The sequence below is a fragment of the Nocardia sp. NPDC005825 genome, from assembly GCF_040630175.1.
Taxonomy (GTDB): Bacteria; Actinomycetota; Actinomycetes; order Mycobacteriales; family Mycobacteriaceae; genus Nocardia.
This window is the reverse complement of sequence record NZ_JBEXXC010000002.1, coordinates 882,296-899,845: the sequence shown is the minus strand read 5'-3', so window position 1 is coordinate 899,845 and position 17,550 is coordinate 882,296. Positions and strand designations below refer to the sequence as shown.

General features: G+C 70.0%; 22 protein-coding genes. 11 read left to right on the top strand and 11 right to left on the bottom strand.

The window, feature by feature from the left end; all coding sequences use genetic code 11:
- Positions 1 to 43: 43 nt before the first annotated feature.
- The gene (locus tag ABZ382_RS08715; protein WP_357085826.1) at positions 44 to 271 is read right to left on the bottom strand and encodes a hypothetical protein; all 228 of its coding nucleotides are present in this window, start codon (positions 269 to 271) and stop codon (positions 44 to 46) included.
- Between the two features lie 145 nt (positions 272 to 416).
- Here ABZ382_RS08715 and ABZ382_RS08710 point away from each other — a divergent pair, with 145 nt between their 5' ends.
- Positions 417 to 1,268, top strand: coding sequence for an alpha/beta hydrolase (locus ABZ382_RS08710; RefSeq protein ID WP_357085824.1), 852 nt, complete (start codon positions 417 to 419; stop codon positions 1,266 to 1,268).
- 44 nt (positions 1,269 to 1,312) lie between these two features.
- Here ABZ382_RS08710 and ABZ382_RS08705 read toward each other — a convergent pair whose 3' ends face one another.
- Positions 1,313 to 2,059, bottom strand: a complete 747-nt coding sequence (locus ABZ382_RS08705; protein ID WP_357085823.1) for a hypothetical protein — start codon at positions 2,057 to 2,059, stop codon at positions 1,313 to 1,315.
- 159 nt (positions 2,060 to 2,218) lie between these two features.
- Here ABZ382_RS08705 and ABZ382_RS08700 point away from each other — a divergent pair, with 159 nt between their 5' ends.
- Together ABZ382_RS08700 and ABZ382_RS08695 are read left to right on the top strand one after the other, a co-directional pair.
- Positions 2,219 to 2,929, top strand: coding sequence for a metal-dependent hydrolase (locus tag ABZ382_RS08700; protein ID WP_357085821.1), 711 nt, complete (start codon positions 2,219 to 2,221; stop codon positions 2,927 to 2,929).
- A gap of 53 nt (positions 2,930 to 2,982) precedes the next feature.
- Positions 2,983 to 3,477 (top strand): phosphoribosyltransferase, encoded by a 495-nt coding sequence (locus ABZ382_RS08695; protein ID WP_357085819.1) that lies wholly within the window; start codon positions 2,983 to 2,985, stop codon positions 3,475 to 3,477.
- Positions 3,478 to 3,555: 78 nt separating this feature from the next.
- Here ABZ382_RS08695 and ABZ382_RS08690 read toward each other — a convergent pair whose 3' ends face one another.
- From ABZ382_RS08690 to ABZ382_RS08680, 3 genes are all read right to left on the bottom strand, one after another.
- Positions 3,556 to 4,047: a peptidylprolyl isomerase gene (locus tag ABZ382_RS08690; RefSeq protein ID WP_357085817.1), complete on the bottom strand. Its 492-nt coding sequence runs from the start codon at positions 4,045 to 4,047 to the stop codon at positions 3,556 to 3,558.
- A 214-nt stretch (positions 4,048 to 4,261) separates the two neighbouring features.
- Positions 4,262 to 4,648, bottom strand: a complete 387-nt coding sequence (locus ABZ382_RS08685) for a VOC family protein (RefSeq protein ID WP_357085815.1) — start codon at positions 4,646 to 4,648, stop codon at positions 4,262 to 4,264.
- Positions 4,649 to 4,658: 10 nt separating this feature from the next.
- Complete coding sequence (locus ABZ382_RS08680) at positions 4,659 to 4,907, bottom strand: hypothetical protein (protein WP_357085813.1); 249 nt, start codon at positions 4,905 to 4,907, stop codon at positions 4,659 to 4,661.
- A gap of 54 nt (positions 4,908 to 4,961) precedes the next feature.
- Here ABZ382_RS08680 and ABZ382_RS08675 point away from each other — a divergent pair, with 54 nt between their 5' ends.
- The gene (locus tag ABZ382_RS08675; RefSeq protein ID WP_357085811.1) at positions 4,962 to 5,681 is read left to right on the top strand and encodes an NAD(P)H-binding protein; all 720 of its coding nucleotides are present in this window, start codon (positions 4,962 to 4,964) and stop codon (positions 5,679 to 5,681) included.
- Positions 5,682 to 5,694: 13 nt separating this feature from the next.
- On the opposite strand, the gene ABZ382_RS08670 is transcribed toward ABZ382_RS08675, so the two are convergent.
- Genes ABZ382_RS08670 through ABZ382_RS08660 form a run of 3 tightly spaced genes read right to left on the bottom strand, consistent with a single transcriptional unit; the run spans position 5,695 to position 7,994 of the window.
- On the bottom strand, positions 5,695 to 6,552 hold the full coding sequence (locus ABZ382_RS08670) for a fructosamine kinase family protein (RefSeq protein ID WP_357085809.1): 858 nt from the start codon (positions 6,550 to 6,552) through the stop codon (positions 5,695 to 5,697).
- Positions 6,553 to 6,593: 41 nt separating this feature from the next.
- Entirely contained in the window at positions 6,594 to 7,382 is a 789-nt protein-coding gene (locus ABZ382_RS08665) for a helix-turn-helix transcriptional regulator (protein ID WP_357085807.1), read from the bottom strand.
- A gap of 54 nt (positions 7,383 to 7,436) precedes the next feature.
- Positions 7,437 to 7,994, bottom strand: coding sequence for a sugar O-acetyltransferase (locus tag ABZ382_RS08660; RefSeq protein WP_357085806.1), 558 nt, complete (start codon positions 7,992 to 7,994; stop codon positions 7,437 to 7,439).
- Between the two features lie 30 nt (positions 7,995 to 8,024).
- Between ABZ382_RS08660 and ABZ382_RS08655 the strand changes: the two genes are divergently transcribed.
- From ABZ382_RS08655 to ABZ382_RS08645, 3 genes are all read left to right on the top strand, one after another.
- Entirely contained in the window at positions 8,025 to 8,918 is an 894-nt protein-coding gene (locus tag ABZ382_RS08655; RefSeq protein WP_357085804.1) for a TIGR03619 family F420-dependent LLM class oxidoreductase, read from the top strand.
- 91 nt (positions 8,919 to 9,009) lie between these two features.
- Positions 9,010 to 9,363 carry a DUF1801 domain-containing protein gene (locus ABZ382_RS08650; protein ID WP_357085802.1) on the top strand — a complete coding sequence of 118 codons (354 nt, stop codon included), beginning with the start codon at positions 9,010 to 9,012 and terminating at the stop codon, positions 9,361 to 9,363.
- 117 nt (positions 9,364 to 9,480) lie between these two features.
- Positions 9,481 to 10,695 (top strand): hypothetical protein, encoded by a 1,215-nt coding sequence (locus ABZ382_RS08645; RefSeq protein WP_357085800.1) that lies wholly within the window; start codon positions 9,481 to 9,483, stop codon positions 10,693 to 10,695.
- Here the strand turns inward: ABZ382_RS08645 and ABZ382_RS08640 are convergent, their stop codons facing one another.
- The 3 genes from ABZ382_RS08640 to ABZ382_RS08630 form a co-directional block, all read right to left on the bottom strand.
- Entirely contained in the window at positions 10,696 to 12,675 is a 1,980-nt protein-coding gene (locus tag ABZ382_RS08640; protein ID WP_357085798.1) for a DUF4173 domain-containing protein, read from the bottom strand. It abuts the gene before it with no gap.
- A 104-nt stretch (positions 12,676 to 12,779) separates the two neighbouring features.
- The gene (locus ABZ382_RS08635) at positions 12,780 to 13,829 is read right to left on the bottom strand and encodes an ATP-binding protein (RefSeq protein ID WP_357085796.1); all 1,050 of its coding nucleotides are present in this window, start codon (positions 13,827 to 13,829) and stop codon (positions 12,780 to 12,782) included.
- Complete coding sequence (locus ABZ382_RS08630; protein ID WP_357085794.1) at positions 13,826 to 14,503, bottom strand: response regulator transcription factor; 678 nt, start codon at positions 14,501 to 14,503, stop codon at positions 13,826 to 13,828. The genes ABZ382_RS08635 and ABZ382_RS08630 overlap by 4 nt, the downstream gene beginning before the upstream one ends.
- A 119-nt stretch (positions 14,504 to 14,622) precedes the next feature.
- Between ABZ382_RS08630 and ABZ382_RS08625 the strand changes: the two genes are divergently transcribed.
- The 4 genes from ABZ382_RS08625 (at position 14,623) to ABZ382_RS08610 (ending at position 17,523) form a co-directional block, all read left to right on the top strand.
- Positions 14,623 to 15,150 (top strand): hypothetical protein, encoded by a 528-nt coding sequence (locus ABZ382_RS08625; RefSeq protein WP_357085792.1) that lies wholly within the window; start codon positions 14,623 to 14,625, stop codon positions 15,148 to 15,150.
- Positions 15,151 to 15,307: 157 nt separating this feature from the next.
- Positions 15,308 to 15,895, top strand: a complete 588-nt coding sequence (locus ABZ382_RS08620) for a copper chaperone PCu(A)C (protein ID WP_357085790.1) — start codon at positions 15,308 to 15,310, stop codon at positions 15,893 to 15,895.
- Entirely contained in the window at positions 15,888 to 17,117 is a 1,230-nt protein-coding gene (locus ABZ382_RS08615; protein ID WP_357085788.1) for a Dyp-type peroxidase, read from the top strand. Before ABZ382_RS08620 ends, ABZ382_RS08615 begins: the two co-directional genes overlap by 8 nt.
- Before the next feature lie 70 nt (positions 17,118 to 17,187).
- On the top strand, positions 17,188 to 17,523 hold the full coding sequence (locus ABZ382_RS08610) for a YnfA family protein (RefSeq protein ID WP_357085786.1): 336 nt from the start codon (positions 17,188 to 17,190) through the stop codon (positions 17,521 to 17,523).
- Positions 17,524 to 17,550 lie beyond the last annotated feature (27 nt).

Sequence of the window (17,550 nt, the reverse complement as noted above, 5' to 3'; positions counted from 1 at the left end):
CCGAACCGTACGGTTCGGGGGCATCGTGCGTCTCGGGGACCGGTCAGTCGACGATCCGGGTACGGACGCGGCCGATGAATCGGCGCGCGACATCGGTGCCCTCGTGGTTGTAGGCGTTCATCAGATCGGTGAGTTCATCGACCAGGGCGCGCAGGGCCGCGGAATCGAAACCGTCGGCGTCGGTGGCCCACTCGAAGACTGCGCAGCCGCTGGATTCGGCCGAACGTTCCTGTGGGCATGCCCTCCCCTTTCGCCGTGGCACCTCGATCATGCCAGCGGCCTGCCCTGTCGTGGCCGGGGTTGTCGGCCACGGTATTGAGATTGGACAGTGAAGCATACGCATGTCTGCATGCGACTATAGATCTTTTGCCGACATATCGGTGACATATAAGTGAAACCTGTTCTATTGTGGTGGAGTGGATGTCACATACGAGAACACCCGACGCGAAATCGCCACGGACAAAGGCGTTCTGCGCTACCACGAAGCCGGAGACGGCCCTCCCCTACTGCTGCTGCACGGATCCGGGATCGGCGTCAACGGGTGGCGGAACTTCTGCAACAATCTGGGCTTCTACGCCGACCACTTCCATTGCTACGTCCTGGAATTCCCCGGATTCGGCGTCAGCGACCCGGTCCCCGGACACCCCGTGCTCACCGCCGTCGACGCCGTCATCCGCTTCATGGACGCCCTCGACCTCGACTCCGCGGCCATGATCGGCAACTCCATGGGCGGCGTCGTCGCCTTCAATGTCGCCATGGCACACCCGCAACGGGTCGAGAAGATCATCGCCATCGGCGGTGTCGGGCAGAGCCTGCTCGCGATGACCCCCAGCGAAGGCACCCGGCTGTTGTCCGAATTCGCCGACGCACCCTCGCGCGAAGGCCTCATGCGGTGGCTGCGCTGCATGATCTACGACCCCAAGATGATCACCGACGACCTCGTCGAGGAACGCTGGGCCGCGGCCACCGATCCGGCGGCGCAGGCCAGCCTCAAAGCCATGTACGGGTCGGAAGCGCTTGCGTTGCAACAGCAGTTCCTGGAGAACTCCCCCACACCGCCCTACTGGTCCATGCTGCACAAGATCAAGAGCCCGGTCCTCATGACCTGGGGCGGCGACGACCGCCAATGCCCCACCGACATGGCCCTCATCCCCCTACGCCAGATCCCCAACGCCGAACTGCACGTCTTCCCCAAGTGCGGGCACTGGGTGATGTACGAGGCCAAGGAAGCCTTCGAACGCGTCACCCTCGAATTCCTGCATCGCTGAGCAGGACCGCCGGGTGGGCCGGAACCAGCCCACCCGGATCGTGATCAGCGGTTGGCGAACACCGTGGCGTGGCACGAGGTGAGCAGCGCCGCCAGCTCGTCCCCCTGCTTGTCGTCGAGCACCGCGAACGCGGGCGCGATCAGATCCTCGGTGATCTGCTCGGCCTGCATCCAGCGGCCCTTCAACTCCGCGGTGATCTCGTCGAACGGCTCCGGCCAGCCGAAATTGCGCGCCTGATCCGGACCCGGCTTCAACGGCGAACCCGCGATCAGCACCGCCTGCAACGGCGTCAGACCGCTGCCCAGCACGCCGATCAGATGCAGCCCGCCACGCAGCTCCCGCAGAATGTGGATCAGCTGCAGCACCCGACCCGGAGCGTCCTCCGCGAGCGGCAGCGCCCGCCATCCCGCGAACAAGGGCACACCCACCGGATTCGCGGCCTCCACCACCGGGAGCAGCAGCTCGGCCAGCCGGGCCGAATCATCGAAGCCGGCCAGCCTGCGGCGGCCGAAGTCCTGGCAGGCCTGCAGATAGCCCGCCGCGCCCGCCTCCGCCGACATCGCCGCGGTCGACTCCCACGCCTGCCGGATGGCCTCGGGACGGAAGAACCCGAACGCCGCGGTCACCACGTCCGCGTCCACGTCACCCAGCACACCGCCGCGGCCACGCGTATAGCCCGGCAGGAAACCGGGGACACCGGTGCTCTCGGCGAAGGACCGGGACTCCCGGGAGAACATGAATCCCCCGCCGATCTGCTGAATCTGATCCTTCACCGCGGACGCTACCGACATGTCCGATCCTCTCTGAACGGAAAGCGCAATCGATCCGAGACTATTGGAGGCTCTGCACCCCATGCACCCGGGTCACCCGAAAGCGATCCGGAACACATCCCGAAAACCAAACCGGCTGCCCTGAAAAGGGATTCGAACCCGTACGTTAACCTTCAAGTGGTGCTAGGACATTCACATGCGACCAGCGGCGCGCTCGCCTGGTCGGCGGCTGCCGCGGCGCTGCCGCTCACCGTCTTGACCTATCCCGCAGTGCAATCCGGGGCCATCGGCTCCGTCGATCTGGTGATGGGCACCTTCCTCACCGCGGGCGCGGCGCTGCTCCCCGACGCCGACCACCCCTCGGGAACCATTTCCCATGTGCTCGGGCCGATCTCGCACTACGCGTGCAAGTTCATCTCGTGGATCTCCGGCGGGCACCGCCACGGCACCCACTCCTTCGCCTTCGTCGCCGCCGTCACCTACGGCACCTGGGCCGGAGAACACCTGCTCGGCCGCAACTTCACCCTCGCCCTCGTGTTCTTCCTGCTCGCCCTCGCGGTCAAGGCACTGGGCCTGGCCCCCAGCGGCGACGGCCTCAAGTCCTGGGGCACCGTCGTCATCCTCGCCGTCTGCGGCACCTTTGCCATCGACCACTGGATCAGCGACAAACCGGCCTGGCTGCCGTTCTCCGTCGGTCTCGGGGCGCTCGCCCATCTCATCGGCGACTGCCTCACCGACCGCGGCTGCCGGCTGCTGTGGCCGCTCAAACTCCGCACCCGCGTCCCGATCATCGACCGCACCGGCAACAAGGTCGAAACCATGGTGCTGGTACCGCTGTTCGCCCTCGCCACCCTCGCCCTGCTCTGGTACACGATCACCCACCAGCCCTGACCCCGGCTCGTATGATCACGAAGACCACCGCAGCGGCCAGAACGGAGTCGAGCATGAGCGATCGCGAAGAACTGAGCTGGGAACTGTTCGGAAACGCCGGCCGGGAACTGGCCCAGCTCATCGCCGACGACGGCTTCGAACCCGACCTCATCCTCTCCATCGCCCGCGGCGGGCTCTTCGTCGCCGGCTCCCTCGGTTACGCCCTCGACGTCAAGAACCTCCACGTCATGAACGTCGAGTTCTACACCGGCGTCGACCAGCGGCTCGATCTGCCGGTCATGCTGCCGCCCGTGCCCAGCGCCGTCGACCTCACCGGCGCGACGGTGCTGGTCGCCGACGACGTCGCCGACACCGGCAAGACGCTGAAACTGGTGCGCGACTTCTGCTCCGACCACGTCGCCGAGGTCCGCTGCGCGGTCATCTACCAGAAGCCGCATTCCGAGGTGGACTGCGAATACGTGTGGAAACGCACCGACAAATGGATCAACTTCCCCTGGTCGGTGCAGCCCCCGGTGGTGGAACGCAAACCCCGCGTCCTGGACGCCTGAGCCAAACCCGGTACGCGGCAAAGACAACGGCCCGGAACCACCAGGTTCCGGGCCGTTCGTTGAATTGTCGCGAGTAGGTCAGACCAGCTCGGCGGACAGGATGGTGATGGCCTCGACCGGCACATCCTGGTGGCCGGACTTGTTGCCGGTCTGCACACCCTCGATGGCGTCCACGACGGCCTCGCCGTCGACGACCTTGCCGAACACCGCGTACCCGAAGCCGTCCTGGCCCGGGTAGTTCAGGAAGCCGTTGTTGCTGGTGTTGATGAAGAACTGCGCGCTGGCCGAATGCGGGGCCGAGGTGCGCGCCATGGCGACGGTGTACTTGTCGTTCTTCAGGCCGTTGGCGGCCTCGTTCTCGACCGTCTGCGGGGCCGGCTTCTGCTGCATGTTCGCAGTCAGGCCGCCACCCTGAATCATGAAGTTCGGGATCACGCGGTGGAACACGGTGTCCGCGTAGTGGCCCGACTTCACGTAGTCGACGAAGTTGGCAACGGTCTTCGGTGCCTTGGCGTCGTCCAATTCCAGGGTGATGTCCCCGGCGGAGGTCTTCAGGAGCACTTTGGTCATGTTGCCCATCGTATGGGAGCGCCCAATCCAGCGACCGAGCGGCATCGAATACCCGCTCCCCTCTTCGAGGTTCGCCGGTGATGGGTGTGGTCAGGGAGGTGTGCGCGGTAGTGACCGCCGGAGTTGGCCCGAAAGGGAGTCACATGCGTAGATGCGCATAGTTCCATTTCCTAATGGTCGGTTCAGATGGTCCCGGCGGGTCCGGGACTCGATCTCACGCTTCGTACAGTTCGAGCGGCAGCCCGTCGGGATCGGCGAAGAACGCGTACCGCTTCCCCGTGTACTCGTCGACCCGCTCCTCCTCCACGGCCACTCCCCTCCCCCGCAGCTCAGCCAGAGCCTCCCCCACATTCGGCACCACGAACGCCAGGTGCCGCAGGCCGGCCGCCTCGGGGCGCGAGGGGCGGGGCGGCGGCTCCGGAAACGAGAACAGCTCCAGCTGCCCGCCATCCGGCAGGGCGAGATCCAGCTTGTACGAGCGCCTTTCAGCCCGATAGTTCTCCGCGAGGACTCGCAAGCCGAGTTTTTCGGTGTAAAAGGACTTCGACTTCTCGTAATCCGACGCGATGATCGCAACGTGGTGAATTCGCAGCAGCTGCACCTCGGAAACGCTAGCGCACACCATTTCTCAAGGCGGGAATGGCGAGGTCGAGGAATTCGCGGACGAGTTTGGCGGGGTCGGCGGTGACGGCCAGGCAGGTTTCGGAGCCGGGAGCGTCGGTGACGGGGCGGTGGACGAGGTCGGGGCGGACGTAGGCGCGGGCGACGCTGCGGGGGACGATGAGCAGGCCGTGGCCGGAGGCGATGAGTTCGAATTTCTCCTCGAGGGAGGGGGTTCGGCGGGTGGCGAGGTCGAGCATGCGTTCCCCGTCGAGGTCGGCGAGGGTGAGTTCGGGGCGCGCGGCGATCCCGATGTGGTGGATCGGGCGTTCGCCGGTGCGGACGCGGTCTTCTGGCTGGTTCCGCCGGATCCCGGCGGGGCGAGTCTGGATGCCGCGTTCTCCGGGTTCACTCAGGCGGCCGCGAAGGCGTTCACCGCGCACGGGGTCGGGCATGTGGTGGGTGTGTCCGCGCTCGGGCGCGGTACGGCGGTCGCGGGTCGTGCCGGGCATGTGACGGCGTCGCTGGCGATGGACGACCTGATCGCGGGTTCGGGTGTGGCGTATCGGGCGCTGGCCAATCCGTCGTTCATGGACAACCTGCTGTGGCAGGCGAACTCGATCCGCGAGGACGGGGTGTTCACCGGCACGGCGGCGGCCGATCGCAGGGCCGCGACGGTGGCGACGCGGGATATCGCGGCGGCGGCCGCGCGTCTGCTGCTGGATCGTTCCTGGTCGGGTGCCGGGGAGGTGGCGTTGCTGGGGCCGGAGGATCTGTCGCCGAACGATATGGCGCGCATCGTGTCCGAGGTGCTCGGGCGGCCGGTGCGGTACGAGCGTCGGTCTCTGGGGCAGGCTCGCGCCGTGCAGATCGCGCGTGGGGTGAGTGAGGTGATGGCGACCGGGTTCGTGGACATGATGCGCGCCAAGGACGCGGGTCTCGATGATGGTGTGCCGCGGGCGGAGGCGGCGGCGAGCCCGACGACGTTTCGTGTGTGGTGCGAGCAGGTTCTGGTTCCCGCGGTCGGTGCCTGACCGACCCGTGATCTCAGCCCGCGAGGGCTGAGGCCGCGGCGGCGAGCAGCATCCCGCGGTAGGCCCCGCCGAAGAGCACCACGTGTACCAGCAGGGGATGCAGCTGGTGCAGTGGGACGCGTTGCCGCCAGCCCGAACTGAGGGGTGCGGCGTGCTGGTATGCGCCGAGGATGCGGTCCAGGTAGGGCGCGCCGAACAGGGCCAGCATGGCCAGGTCCGTCTCGCGGTGTCCGCCGTGTGCGGCCGGGTCGATGAGCAGTGCGCGGCCGCCCGACCACAGGATGTTTCCGGACCAGAGGTCTCCGTGCAGGCGGGCGGGTGGTTCGGGGGGTCCGGCGAGGTCGGTGATGCGGTCGATGACGTGTTCGATCAGTCGTTGGCCGTCGCGGCCGAGTTCGGGGGCGGCGGCGGGGAGGTAGGGGGCGAGACGGTGTTCGGCGTACCAGGGTCCCCACTCCCCCGTGCCGGGTGTGTTGTCCAGGGGCAGGGTCGCGATGTATCCGGGCCAGGGTGCCCCGAAGGTCTCGGGGCGGGTCGTGTGCAGGGTGGCGAGGTCGTGTCCGAGGTGTTCGGCGGCTGCGGGGTCGGCGGGTTGTGGTGGCTGCCAGGGCAGGACGAGCATGTGTTCGTCGGCGGCGATGACGGTGGGGACGAGGCCGGCGTGCCCGGTGGCGAGCCAGCGCAGCCCGGTGGCTTCGGCGGTCAGGGCTGCGTCGATGTCGGGTTCGTTGTGGTCGATGGCTTTGACGAACAGTTCTCGTCCGTCGGTCATGTGGGCGTGGTGGAGGGTCCAGGCGTGGCTGTGGCCGAGTGTGTGCAGGTGCGCGACGGGGGTGCCGGTGAGGTGGGCGAGGTGCGCGGGCACGTCCATGGATCCCCATTGTGGGGTATCAGACCACCCGCGCGGACCGACTAGTCGGATGGAGTGAGTCGTTCCCGGAGCAGGGTCGCGGTGGCGGCGTCGGCGGGCAGGAACGCTTCGATGGCGAGTTCGGCGACGGTCACGTTCATGGGTGTGCCGAAAACCGTGGTGGCGCTGAGGAAGGCGAGTTCGTGTCCGTCGTGCCGCATCCGCAGCGGCACCACGGCCTGGTCGGGTTCGGGCAGGCCGGGGCCGTCCTCGCCGCCGGGGTAGGTGCGCATTTCGGCGAGCAGGTCGGTGAGTTCGGGTGATCCGGTGACGTCGATCTGGCGTTGCAGCCGTTCGAACAGGTGTCCGCGCCATTCGGCGAGGTTGATGATGCTGCCTGCGAGGCCGTCGGGGTGCAGGGTCAGTCGCAGGGCGTTCACCGGTGGGCGCAGCAGCGCCGGGTCGAGTCCGTCGAGGAACAGGGCGATCCCGGCATTGGCGTCGATCATGGTCCAGGCGGCGTCGATGGCGAGGGCGGGGTGGGGTTCGAGGCCGGTGAGGATCTGCCGGACGGCGTCGCGGATGGGGCGCATGGCGGGGGTGTCGAGTTCGGGTTCGGCGTACACGGGGGCGTATCCGGCGGCGAGCAGCATCCGGTTGCGTTCGCGCAGCGGGATGTCGAGTTCGTCGGACAGGTGCAGCAGCATGTGGCGGCTGGGGGTGGCGCGGCCGGTTTCGATGAAGCTCAGGTGCCGGGTGGAGGTGTCCGCGCGTCCGGCGAGTTCGAGCTGGCTGAGCCGGCGCGCGGTGCGCCAGTGTCGCAGCAGGTCGCCGGCTGTGGGTGTCGCCATCCTCCGATCCTACGAACGATCAACCACGCCAAGCCATTACCTCGCGGGTAATGCTCACAGTTCGCGGATGACGCGGGCCGGGTTGCCCGCGGCGAACACCTGGGCGGGCAGGTCGCGGGTGACGACGCTTCCCGCGCCGACGACGGTGTTGGCGCCGATGGTCACGCCCGGGCAGACGATGACTCCGCCGCCGAGCCACACATTGTCGCCGATGCTGATGGGTGCGGCGGTTTCCCAGCGGGCGCGGCGCAGTTCGTGGTCGTTCATCGGGTGCAGGGCGGTGAGCAGTTGGGCGCGGGGGCCGATGGAGACGTCGTCGCCGATGGTGACCGGGGCGCAGTCGAGGATGATGGCGTCGTAGTTGAGGAAGCTGTTGCGGCCCAGCCGGATCAGGTGGCCGTAGTCGCATTGGAAGCGCGGCATGATCCAGGAACCTTCACCGATCGCGCCGAGCAGTTGTTCGAGTACGGCGCGCCGTTGGGCGTCCTCCCCGGCGCGGGTGGCGTTGAAGGTGTCGAGCAGTTCTTGGCAGCGGCGGCGTTCGGCGACGAGTTCGGGGTCGTTGTCGCGGTAGAGCTCGCCGGCGAGCATGCGGTCCCTGTGTTCACCCACGTTCCCATCCTGTCTGGTATCACCGGAGGGGTGAAAATTGGCTTCTCGCTTCCACAGTTCGGTGCCCAGGCCCGGGAGGGCGCACGGATCGCGCAGTACGCGACGGCGTTGGAGGAGGCGGGCGCCGACAGTTTGTGGGTGGGTGACCGGCTCATCGCCGCGACCAACCCGTCGGTCGGGTACGGCGGGACCGACCGGATTCCGGACGAGTTCAACGCGGTGCTCGATCCGTTCCTGGTGCTGGGGATCGCGGCGGCGGTGACCGAGCGGGTGCGGTTGGGCGCGAATGTGCTGATCGCGCCGATGTATCGGCCCGCGCTGCTGGCGCGGTCGCTGACCACGATCGATGTGGTGAGTCAGGGGCGGCTGATTCCGGGGTTCGGGATCGGGTGGTCGCCGGAGGAGTACGCGGCCGCGGGTGTGCCGTTCGCGCAGCGCGGGGCGCGGCTGGAGGAGACCCTCGACGCGCTCGAGGCCATCTGGTCCACCGACCCGGCCGGGTACGAGGGCCGGTTCGTGTCGGTGCCCGAGCATCGCAGTGCGTTGAAGCCGGTGCGGCGGCCCCCGATTCACCTGGGCGCGTTCAACCCGGCCGCGTTGGCCCGTATCGGGCGGCGGGGGGACGGGTGGCTGCCGGTGGTGCCGGTGCCGGGCCCGCCCGGGTGGGGCAAGCAGCTGCTGGCTCTGCGGGGCCTGATCGACGACGCGGCGGTGGCGGCGGGTCGTGATCCGGCCGCTATCGGGACGGTGCTGCGGGTGAACGTGGCCGCGGGCACCGATCTCGAACAGGTGGCGCAGACCGTCGAAACGGTCGCGGCCGATACCGGATTCGACGACTTCTTCATCGACCTGCTCTATGTCACCGACTCCGTCGACGGCATGCGGGACGCGGCGTTGCGGCTGCTGGAGCGGCTGAACGGCTGATCGGCGTGGCATCGGTCCGGCGCGGGCGGACCGCCCGGTACCGTCGAATCGGACGAAGCTCTCTCCCCGAGCCACGGAAGGGTGGCCGTACATGACAGAGCCCGAGACCGTCGACGACTACCTGGCCGCCCAGCCCGCCCCGGCCCGCGCCGCCCTCGAGAAGGTTCGCGCCATCATCCACGCCGCCCTGCCCGACGCGTCGGAGACCATCAGCTATCAGATCCCCGCGGTCCAGGTGAACGGCAAGGCCGTCATGTATTTCGCGGGCTGGAAGACCTTCCTGTCGGTGTACCCGGTGCCCACCGGCGACGACGGGTTCCAGCAGGCGATCGCGCCCTACCTGAAGGGCAAGGGCACCTTGAAGTTCCCGCTGCGCGACCCCATCCCCTACGACCTGATCGGCGATGTCGCCGTGCGGCTGGCCGCGCAGCGCGGAGGCCGCTGACCTCGGGACGGGCGTAACCGGCCGGCAACGGGCATACTCGATCCCGTTGTGCCACAGGGCCGCCGGACGACCGTCCGGGAACACGGCCCGGGTTCGTGTCGAAGGGAGTCCCGTCCGGTGCGGTTGCGGGCGAATCCGGTCGTTCTGGCCGGAGTCATCGGGGTCGGAATGCCGGTGCTCGCCGCGGGGGTGATCGCGGGGCTCACCATCGACGACGGTGACAGCGGGCCGGACTCGGCGACCGCGACCACGACCACGCCGGACGTGGCGGCCACTGCCCGTCCCACTCCCGCCGCGCCGACCGCGGCGTCGGCGGCCACGCTCGCCGCGGACCCGGATCCGGTGGGCTTCCAACCCGATTCGATCAACTTCGTCTCCGCGGACGAGGGCTGGGTGCTGGGCCGCGGCTACCCGTGCGCGGCCCTGTTGTGCCAGTCGTTGCGGCACACCACCGATGGCGGGCGTACCTGGCGGGAGGTGCCGCTCCCGGCCCCGTTGCGCGACGCCGGTCACCACGGTGGGTGGGTGAAGTTCGCCGACGCCCGCAATGGCTGGATCGGGGTCCGCGACAAGCTGTTCGCCACCCACGACGGCGGAACCACGTGGCGCGAGACCGATATCGACATCAAGGCGGCCGAGCCGGGATGGTCGCTCACCGTGACCGAGGACAGCGTCTGGGTGGCGGCCGCGCGAGCCGATGAGCAGACCGCGGTGTTCACCAGCCCGATCACCCGCGACGCGTGGACCGGACCCGTCGAGGTCTCGGTCCCCGGCGCCCGCGGCCCCTTCCCGGTCCCGAAGGTGTCGGTCACCGGAAGCCGTGCCTGGATGGTGGTCACCGGCAGCGGCACCAACGGCGCCCGCCTGGTCGACGGAACGTGGACGGCGTGGCAGCTGCCGTGCGGGAGCAGCGGGCCCGCCGACTGGCACGCGGTATCGGAGAAGCGGCTCGTGGCACTCTGCGGGCTTCCGGCGCGGTCCGCTGACGGCGGCGCCGTGCGGCTGGTGACCTCGGTCGACGGGGGCGTCACGTTCACCGAGATCGGGCAGCTGTCCCCGTCGCGGTCCGCCAAGGCCGTGTTGCTGCCCGCCGATGCCACCCATCTGGTCGCCGCCGTCGACGAACGCCTGCTGACATCCACCGACGGCGGCGAGACCTGGACCACCGCCTACACCGCACCCGATCGCGGGTGGCAGCCGTTGTCGGGTGAGTTCGTCACCGAGACAACCGGTTTCGTGGTGCTGGGCCGCCCGGGAAGCGGACCGGTGCCCACCATGATGCTCGCCACCCGGGACGCGGGTCAGAGCTGGACACCGGTCAGCTTCGGCTGATCAGCGGGTGGCGGTCGCGCGCGAGTAGTTCCAGCCCTGCCAGGAATCGTCCTTCAGACGTTCGCGGACGGTATTCGTGATGGTCGAGCGCTGGGGCTCGGGCAGCCGATCGATGGCGGGCAGCGCGTCCGGGGACAGGTCCGACAGGTAGTAGGTGTCGAGGGACTTGCCCGACTGCCAGCGCGCGATATTGCGGTCGGCGACGAAACCTTCCGGGTTCAGGACCGACAGGGCGAGCAGGGTCGTCAGGGCGGCGCCGATGGCCGCGCGCGGCACCCAGTACCGGCGCAGGCGCACCAGGCTGGCCAGCAGCATCAGGTACACCAGGGCGATCCAGCCTTCGAACACCTCCACCAGCAGCCGCAGCAGGGTGAACCCGTACGCCTGCTGATAGGTCCACATGCGGTGCAGCGCCGACGCCACGATCACCAGCACCAGGCCGATCACCACGGCGATCGCGATCCGCAGCCAGCGGCGCTCGGTGACGCCGTCCTGCGCGGCGAAACGCAGCACGACACCGATCACGGCGAGGGTCAGCAGGCTCACGATCGACAACTGCCAGAAGCCGCTGCGCGCGTACTCGGCGTAGGTGAGGCCGGCGGTGCGCTGCACGTAGCCGTCGCCGCCGAACAGCACCGCCACCTGGGTGGCCACGAACGCCGCGAACACGATCGTCAACGCGCCCACCGGGATTCCCCACTCCAGCAGCGAGAACCGGCGCGGCCCCCGGCCCGGGTCGGAGGACGGGTCGTCGTCGTCGGCCGGTGGCGGCGGACCGGCCAGCAGATACAACGCCCCGGCCGCCCCGGACCCGGCGACCACGAACACCGCGCCCCACCGGATCACCGCCGGAACATCGACCGACGGGACCAACCCGTCCACCAGACCCGCGAACACCGCGTCGGCCCCCGCCAGCAGCGGCACCATGATCAGCAGCAGCGCCGCCGCCGCACCGATCGACCACCACACCCGCTGGGTGCCCGTCCCCGCCCGCTCCCGGGTGCGGGTCATCGCCCGATACAGCCACGGCCACGACTGCAGTCCCGCGAACGGCACCGCGAGCACGTCGAACCACGCCCCGTACGACGACCGCGGCACCACCGCCAGCGATCCCGCTATCGCCGCGCCGCCCAGGCACAGCACGAAAAGCCAGGGCGCGGCCCGGAAAGCACCCACCGCCAGCAGGGCCAACGCCACACCCGTCCACCAGACACGAACCCAGGGCACCTCCGCGAGGCGGTCGGACAGGGCATCGAGGCCCGATGCCGGAGCCTGCCCCGCCGGCGAATGCGCTTCGGCCGCTGTCTCATCGGTGCCGGACTCGGCGGCCGCGCGGGCCACGGTCACATCGTCGCCATCGGTGACAGCGGCGTGATCCGGGTGCGCGGCACGGGTGGCGTCATCGCCGGCGTCACTCCGGTCCGAGTCGTCCTCGTCGTCGGCCCATACCGCGTTCCGCGCCGCGCGATCGACCGCGTACACCGCGCCGGTGATCGCCAGTCCGGCGAGCAACCATCCGATGCCGGGACGGTCCAGGGGAACCAGTACCGCGGCCGCACACCCCGCAGCGGCCGTGGCGGCAAGTAGCCCGTTCGGCACCGGAACTCGTTCCGATCTCGACGGAATCCGTCGTGGCGCGGCCCGATAGATCCCGGCGATACCGACGTTCGGGAGCGCGGTGGGATCGGGCGGCCACGCGGCGGGCCACGGCGCGGGCCAACCGGGAACCGTCGGTGCGGCACCCGCCGTCCCCGGCGCGAATGCCGGTGCCGCGGCCGCCGGGACGAGCGGCGGCGTCGGACCGCCAGGTACGACGCCGGCACCCGCCGGTTCCCGCACCGTCGCGGAACTCACGGTGGCCATGGCCGGTTCGGCAGTGGTGGGAGCGGCGGGGTGTTCGGCCGGTGTCGCCGGTTCGGGAGCAGGGGTGCTCGCCGAATCCGGCGCCGGATCGGGGGGTGGTGTGGATGTGTCGGACATGGGTTCCTCCATCGGGTGTGCGGAACCGGCCCGGCGAGCGCGGTGCGCCGCCGGGACACGGTCGGGAACGGGTCGGAAGAGACCGGGTGGGAACAGACCGTCGGTCAGGGTGGGGGCAGGGTGATGCGGATGCGTGAGCCCGGGTCGGCGACGGCGATGGTGCCGCCGTGCAGGTCGACGATCCAGCGGGCGATGGCCAGGCCCAGGCCGGTGCCGCCGCCGCTGGCGCGGCCGCCACGGGTGAAGCGTTCGAAGACGCGGGCGCGTTCGGCGGCGGGGATGCCGGGGCCGTCGTCGGAGACCTCGATGACGGTGCGGCCGTGGAAGGGATGGGCGTGGACGCGGACCTCACCGTGTGCGGGGCCGTGACGGGTCGCGTTGTCGAGCAGGTTGAGCAGCACCTGGTGCAGGCGGGCGGGGTCGGCGTGCACGGTCAGGCCCGGGGCGACGGTGACGGTGAAGCGGACGGGACGGTCCACGGCGGCGGCCATCACCTCCGCTTCGGCGACCACCTCGCTCAGCAGCGGCTCGAGGTCCACCGGTTCGCGGTCCAGGCGCACCGCGCCCGCCTCGATGCTCGACAGGGCGAGCAGTTCCGACACCAGCAGGCTCAACCGCTGGGTTTGGGCGAGGGCGGTGCGCAGGGTCGCCGGATCCGGTTGGGCGACACCGTCGACCAGGTTCTCGAGCACTGCGCCCAGGGCGGTGATCGGGGTGCGCAGTTCGTGGGACACATTGGCGATGAACTCGCGCCGCTGCTGATCGGCGGCGGCCAGGTCGGCGGCCATCTGATTGAACGCCACCGCCAGCTGCCCGACCTCGTCGCGGGAGGTGGCGCGCACGCGGCGCGAATAGTCGCCCTGCGCCATGTGTTTGGCGGCGGCGGTCATCTCCCGCAACGGCATCGTCATCCCGTGGGCCAGGACCTGGGAGATCAGCACCGCGAACACCATGGCGACCACCGTGGCACGCGGCGGCAGCACGCCGATGCGGATCGCGAAGTAGCCGAACCCGGCCGTGCCGGAGCCGACCATGAGGATCGCCAGTTTCGCCTTGATCGACGGCACCCGGTCCAGGGGCCGCGGCAGGCGTGCCGCCACCCGGTTCGCCAGCGCCCGCACCCCGGTCACCGGAGCCTCGGTCGCGCCGATCATCGGGTCTCCAGGGCGTAGCCGACGCCGTGCACGGTGCGAATGAGGTCCGCACCCAGCTTGCGGCGCAACGCCTTGATGTGGCTGTCGACCGCACGCGTGCCCGAGGCGTCGGCCCACCCCCACACCTCGCTGAGTAGTCGTTCGCGCGCGAGCACCGTGCGCGGGCGCCGCGCCAGGTGCACGAGCAGTTCGAATTCCAGTGGCGTGAGCTGGGTTTCGCTGTCCGCGCGCCATACCCGCCGCTGATCGGTGTCGATGCGCAGGTCACCGACGACGATGGTGGCCACGGTCGCGGCGGTGCGTTCCACCCGGCGCAGCAGGGCGTGGACGCGGGCGGCGAGCACCCGCATGGAGAACGGCTTGGTCAGATAGTCGTCGGCGCCGACACCGAGCCCCACGAGCATGTCGGTCTCGTCGGTGCGGGCGGTCAGCATGAGCACCGGCACCGGGCGGCGCGCCTGGATGCGGCGGCACACCTCGAGTCCGTCGAAACCGGGCAGCATCACATCCAGCACCACCAGGTCCGGATCGCCCGCCGCCTCGGCCGCCACCCCGGCGGGACCGTCGTGGGCGATGTCGACGACGTAGCCCTCGGCGCGCAGGCGGGCGGCGATCGATTCGGCGATGGTCGGCTCGTCCTCGACCACCAGGATCCGGCGCGCACTGGTTTCCATGCAGCCGACATTAGGCAACCGGCGTGGAGATCGAACGCGGCGCGTGTGGAGATGTTGTGGAGACCCAGGTCATACCACCTGGAAACATCGACGACGACACGACGTCGTAGCATGACGCGGTGCGCTCACCGACGGATCACACCGCGCGCCTGCGCGGCGCTGCCGTCGGCGCGTCCTCGGGGGCGGTCGCCATTCTCGCGCACGGACTCGGCGGTGGCGCGACCCTGTCCCAAGGCTCGGCGCTGCCGCTGCTGGTGGGCGCGTGCACGGTGATCGGGGTCGTGGTGGCGACACTGCGGCCACGCCACGGGCTCGCGGGGACCATGGGTCTGCTGGCGGCCGGGCAGGGCCTCGGGCACGCGGCGATGTCGATGTCGCCCGGGCACCACCATCATTCGACGTCGGCGGGCATGCTGATCGCCCACCTGGTGGCGATCCCGGTGGGCGCGCTGGTGATTCGCGCCGCCGAGACCGGCCTGCGCCGGGCCGTCACCGGTGTGCGGCGGTTCCTGCTCGCCCTCGGCGCGGTCCGCACCCCGCCGACGCGGCCCGCGCACCCGCGGGCGGCCGATGATCGAGCCGAAGCGCGGCGTCTGCTGGTCAGTCCGGGGATCGGACGTCGCGGCCCACCGGTGTCCGCCGCCTAGTCCCCCCACCTCGCACCGATCCAGGTCCGCGACACCCGTTTCCCGCGCCGTCGATGAGCTCCGCACGCTCGCTCGACGAATCAGCGCTGCGCCGAACGAGGTTCGCCGGGGACCGATCCGGGGTGGTCCTTCCTTCACCCTGACCTACGGAGTACCCATGTCCCAGATGCCCTTCTGCCACGGATTCCGGTTGCGCACCGGCGGGTTCGCGCGCCGCGTCGGCGCGGCCGCCGCGATCTCGACGCTGGCCCTGCTGCCCGTCGCCTGCTCGAACTCCCCGTCCGCCTCCGATGCCGCGGGCACCGCCGCCGAGCAGATCACCCTCACCGATCAGTGGATCAAGGCCGTCCCGACCGTGAACCCCGCCGAGCACCCCATGTCGGGCGCGTTCGGCGTCTTCCACAACAAGTCCGACAAGCCGGTCAACCTGGTCGCGGCCACCAGCCCCGCCTCGGAGACCGTCGAGATCCACGAGACCGCGCCCAACGGGGCGGGCGAGAAGATGATGCGCCCCAAGGCCGGTGGACTGGTCATCCCCGCCCACGGCGACGCCACCCTCGCACCCGGCGGCGACCACCTGATGTTCATGGGCCTCGAGGCTCCGCTGCGCACCGGCTCGGAAACGCCCATCACGCTGACCTTCTCCGACGGCTCGACCACGACCATCACCGCGCAGGTCCGCGACTTCGCGGGCGGCAAGGAGAGCTACCAGCCCTCCGGAGACAAGGCCGCCCACGGTGGCTGACCCGGCACAATCGCCCGCCAGGGTGTCGCGGCGGCGACTACTCGGCGGCGGGGCCGTCGCGGCGGGCGCGGCCGGCGTCGCCGGGATCGGCTGGGGCGCGGCCACACTCACCCACCGTGAGCACGACCGCGACCCCGGACTGGACACCGTCGCCTTCCACGGCGCCCACCAGGCGGGCATCGCCACCGAACCGCCCCGGCACGCCACCTTCGCCGCCTTCGACCTCGTAGCGGGCGCGGGCCGCGAGGACATCATCGGGCTGCTGAAGATCTGGACCGATGACGCCGCGCGTCTGACCCAGGGCAAGCCCGCGCTCGCCGACACCGAACCGGAACTGGCCGCCCGGCCCGCCCAGCTCACCGTGACAGTCGGGTTCGGGCCGGGACTGTTCACCGCCGCCGGGCTCGACGCGCACCGCCCGTCCTGGCTGAAACCCTTGCCGCCGTTCACCATCGACCGGCTCGACCCCGCCTTCTGCGGCGGCGATGTGCTGGTCCAGGTGTGCGGGGAGGAGGCCACCACGGTCGCGCACGCGGTGCGGGTGCTGTCCAAGCACGTGAAATCGCTGGTGTCGATCCGGTGGGTGCAGCGCGGGTTCCGGGACGCGCCGCGCGGGCAGACCATGCGGAATCTGATGGGGTCGGTCGACGGGACCGTCAACATCGCCCCGGCGACACCGGATTTCGATCGCCTGGTGTGGGACGACGGGGCGCGGCAGCCGTGGCTGGCGGGTGGCACGTCGATGGTGTTGCGGCGCATCGCCATGAACCTCGACAGCTGGGACGAGCTCGACGCCGACGGGCGCGCCCTCACCGTCGGGCGCACCGTCGACACCGGCGCGCCGCTATCGGGGACCCGCGAATTCGATGAAGCCGATTTCGCGGTGACCGACCGGTACGGCATCCCGAGGATCCCGCCGTCGTCACACATCGCGCGCGCCCACCACACGCACGACGGGGAGCGGTTCCTGCGCCGCGGCTACAACTACGACGACGCGCCCACCCCCGGGCACGTGTCGAACTCGGGGCTGCTGTTCGCGTCGTTCCAGCGTGATGTCGACGCCCAGTACCTGCCGGTGCAGCAGCGGCTGGCCGAGTTCGACGCCCTCAACCAGTGGACCATCCCGGTCGGTTCGGCGGTGTTCGCCATCCCGCCCGGGGTGCCCGGGCCGGGCGGCTACCTCGGGCAGCGACTGTTCGAGAACGCCCCGGCGCGACCGTGATCGGCCCCGGCCGGACCGCACGCGAGGCGGTCCGGCCGGGGATCGCGGCCGGACTCTAGGGTGTGCTCCCATGACCGTGTTGCGATCGATCGTGTTGTTCGGGCTGGCCGCCGTCGCCGAAATCGGTGGCGCCTGGCTGATCTGGCAGGGAGTCCGGGAGCATCGCGGCTGGGCGTGGATGGGCGCGGGCGTGGTCGCGCTGGGCTGCTACGGGTTCGTCGCCACCCTGCAACCCGACGCCCACTTCGGGCGGATCCTCGCCGCCTATGGTGGCGTGTTCGTGGCGGGATCACTGCTGTGGGGCATGGTGTTCGACGGGTTCCGGCCCGACCGCTGGGATGTGATCGGGGCACTGGTGTGCGGGCTGGGGGTCGCGCTCATCATGTACGCGCCACGCTCGGCGTGAAAAACACCGATGCATTGCTCCACGTGA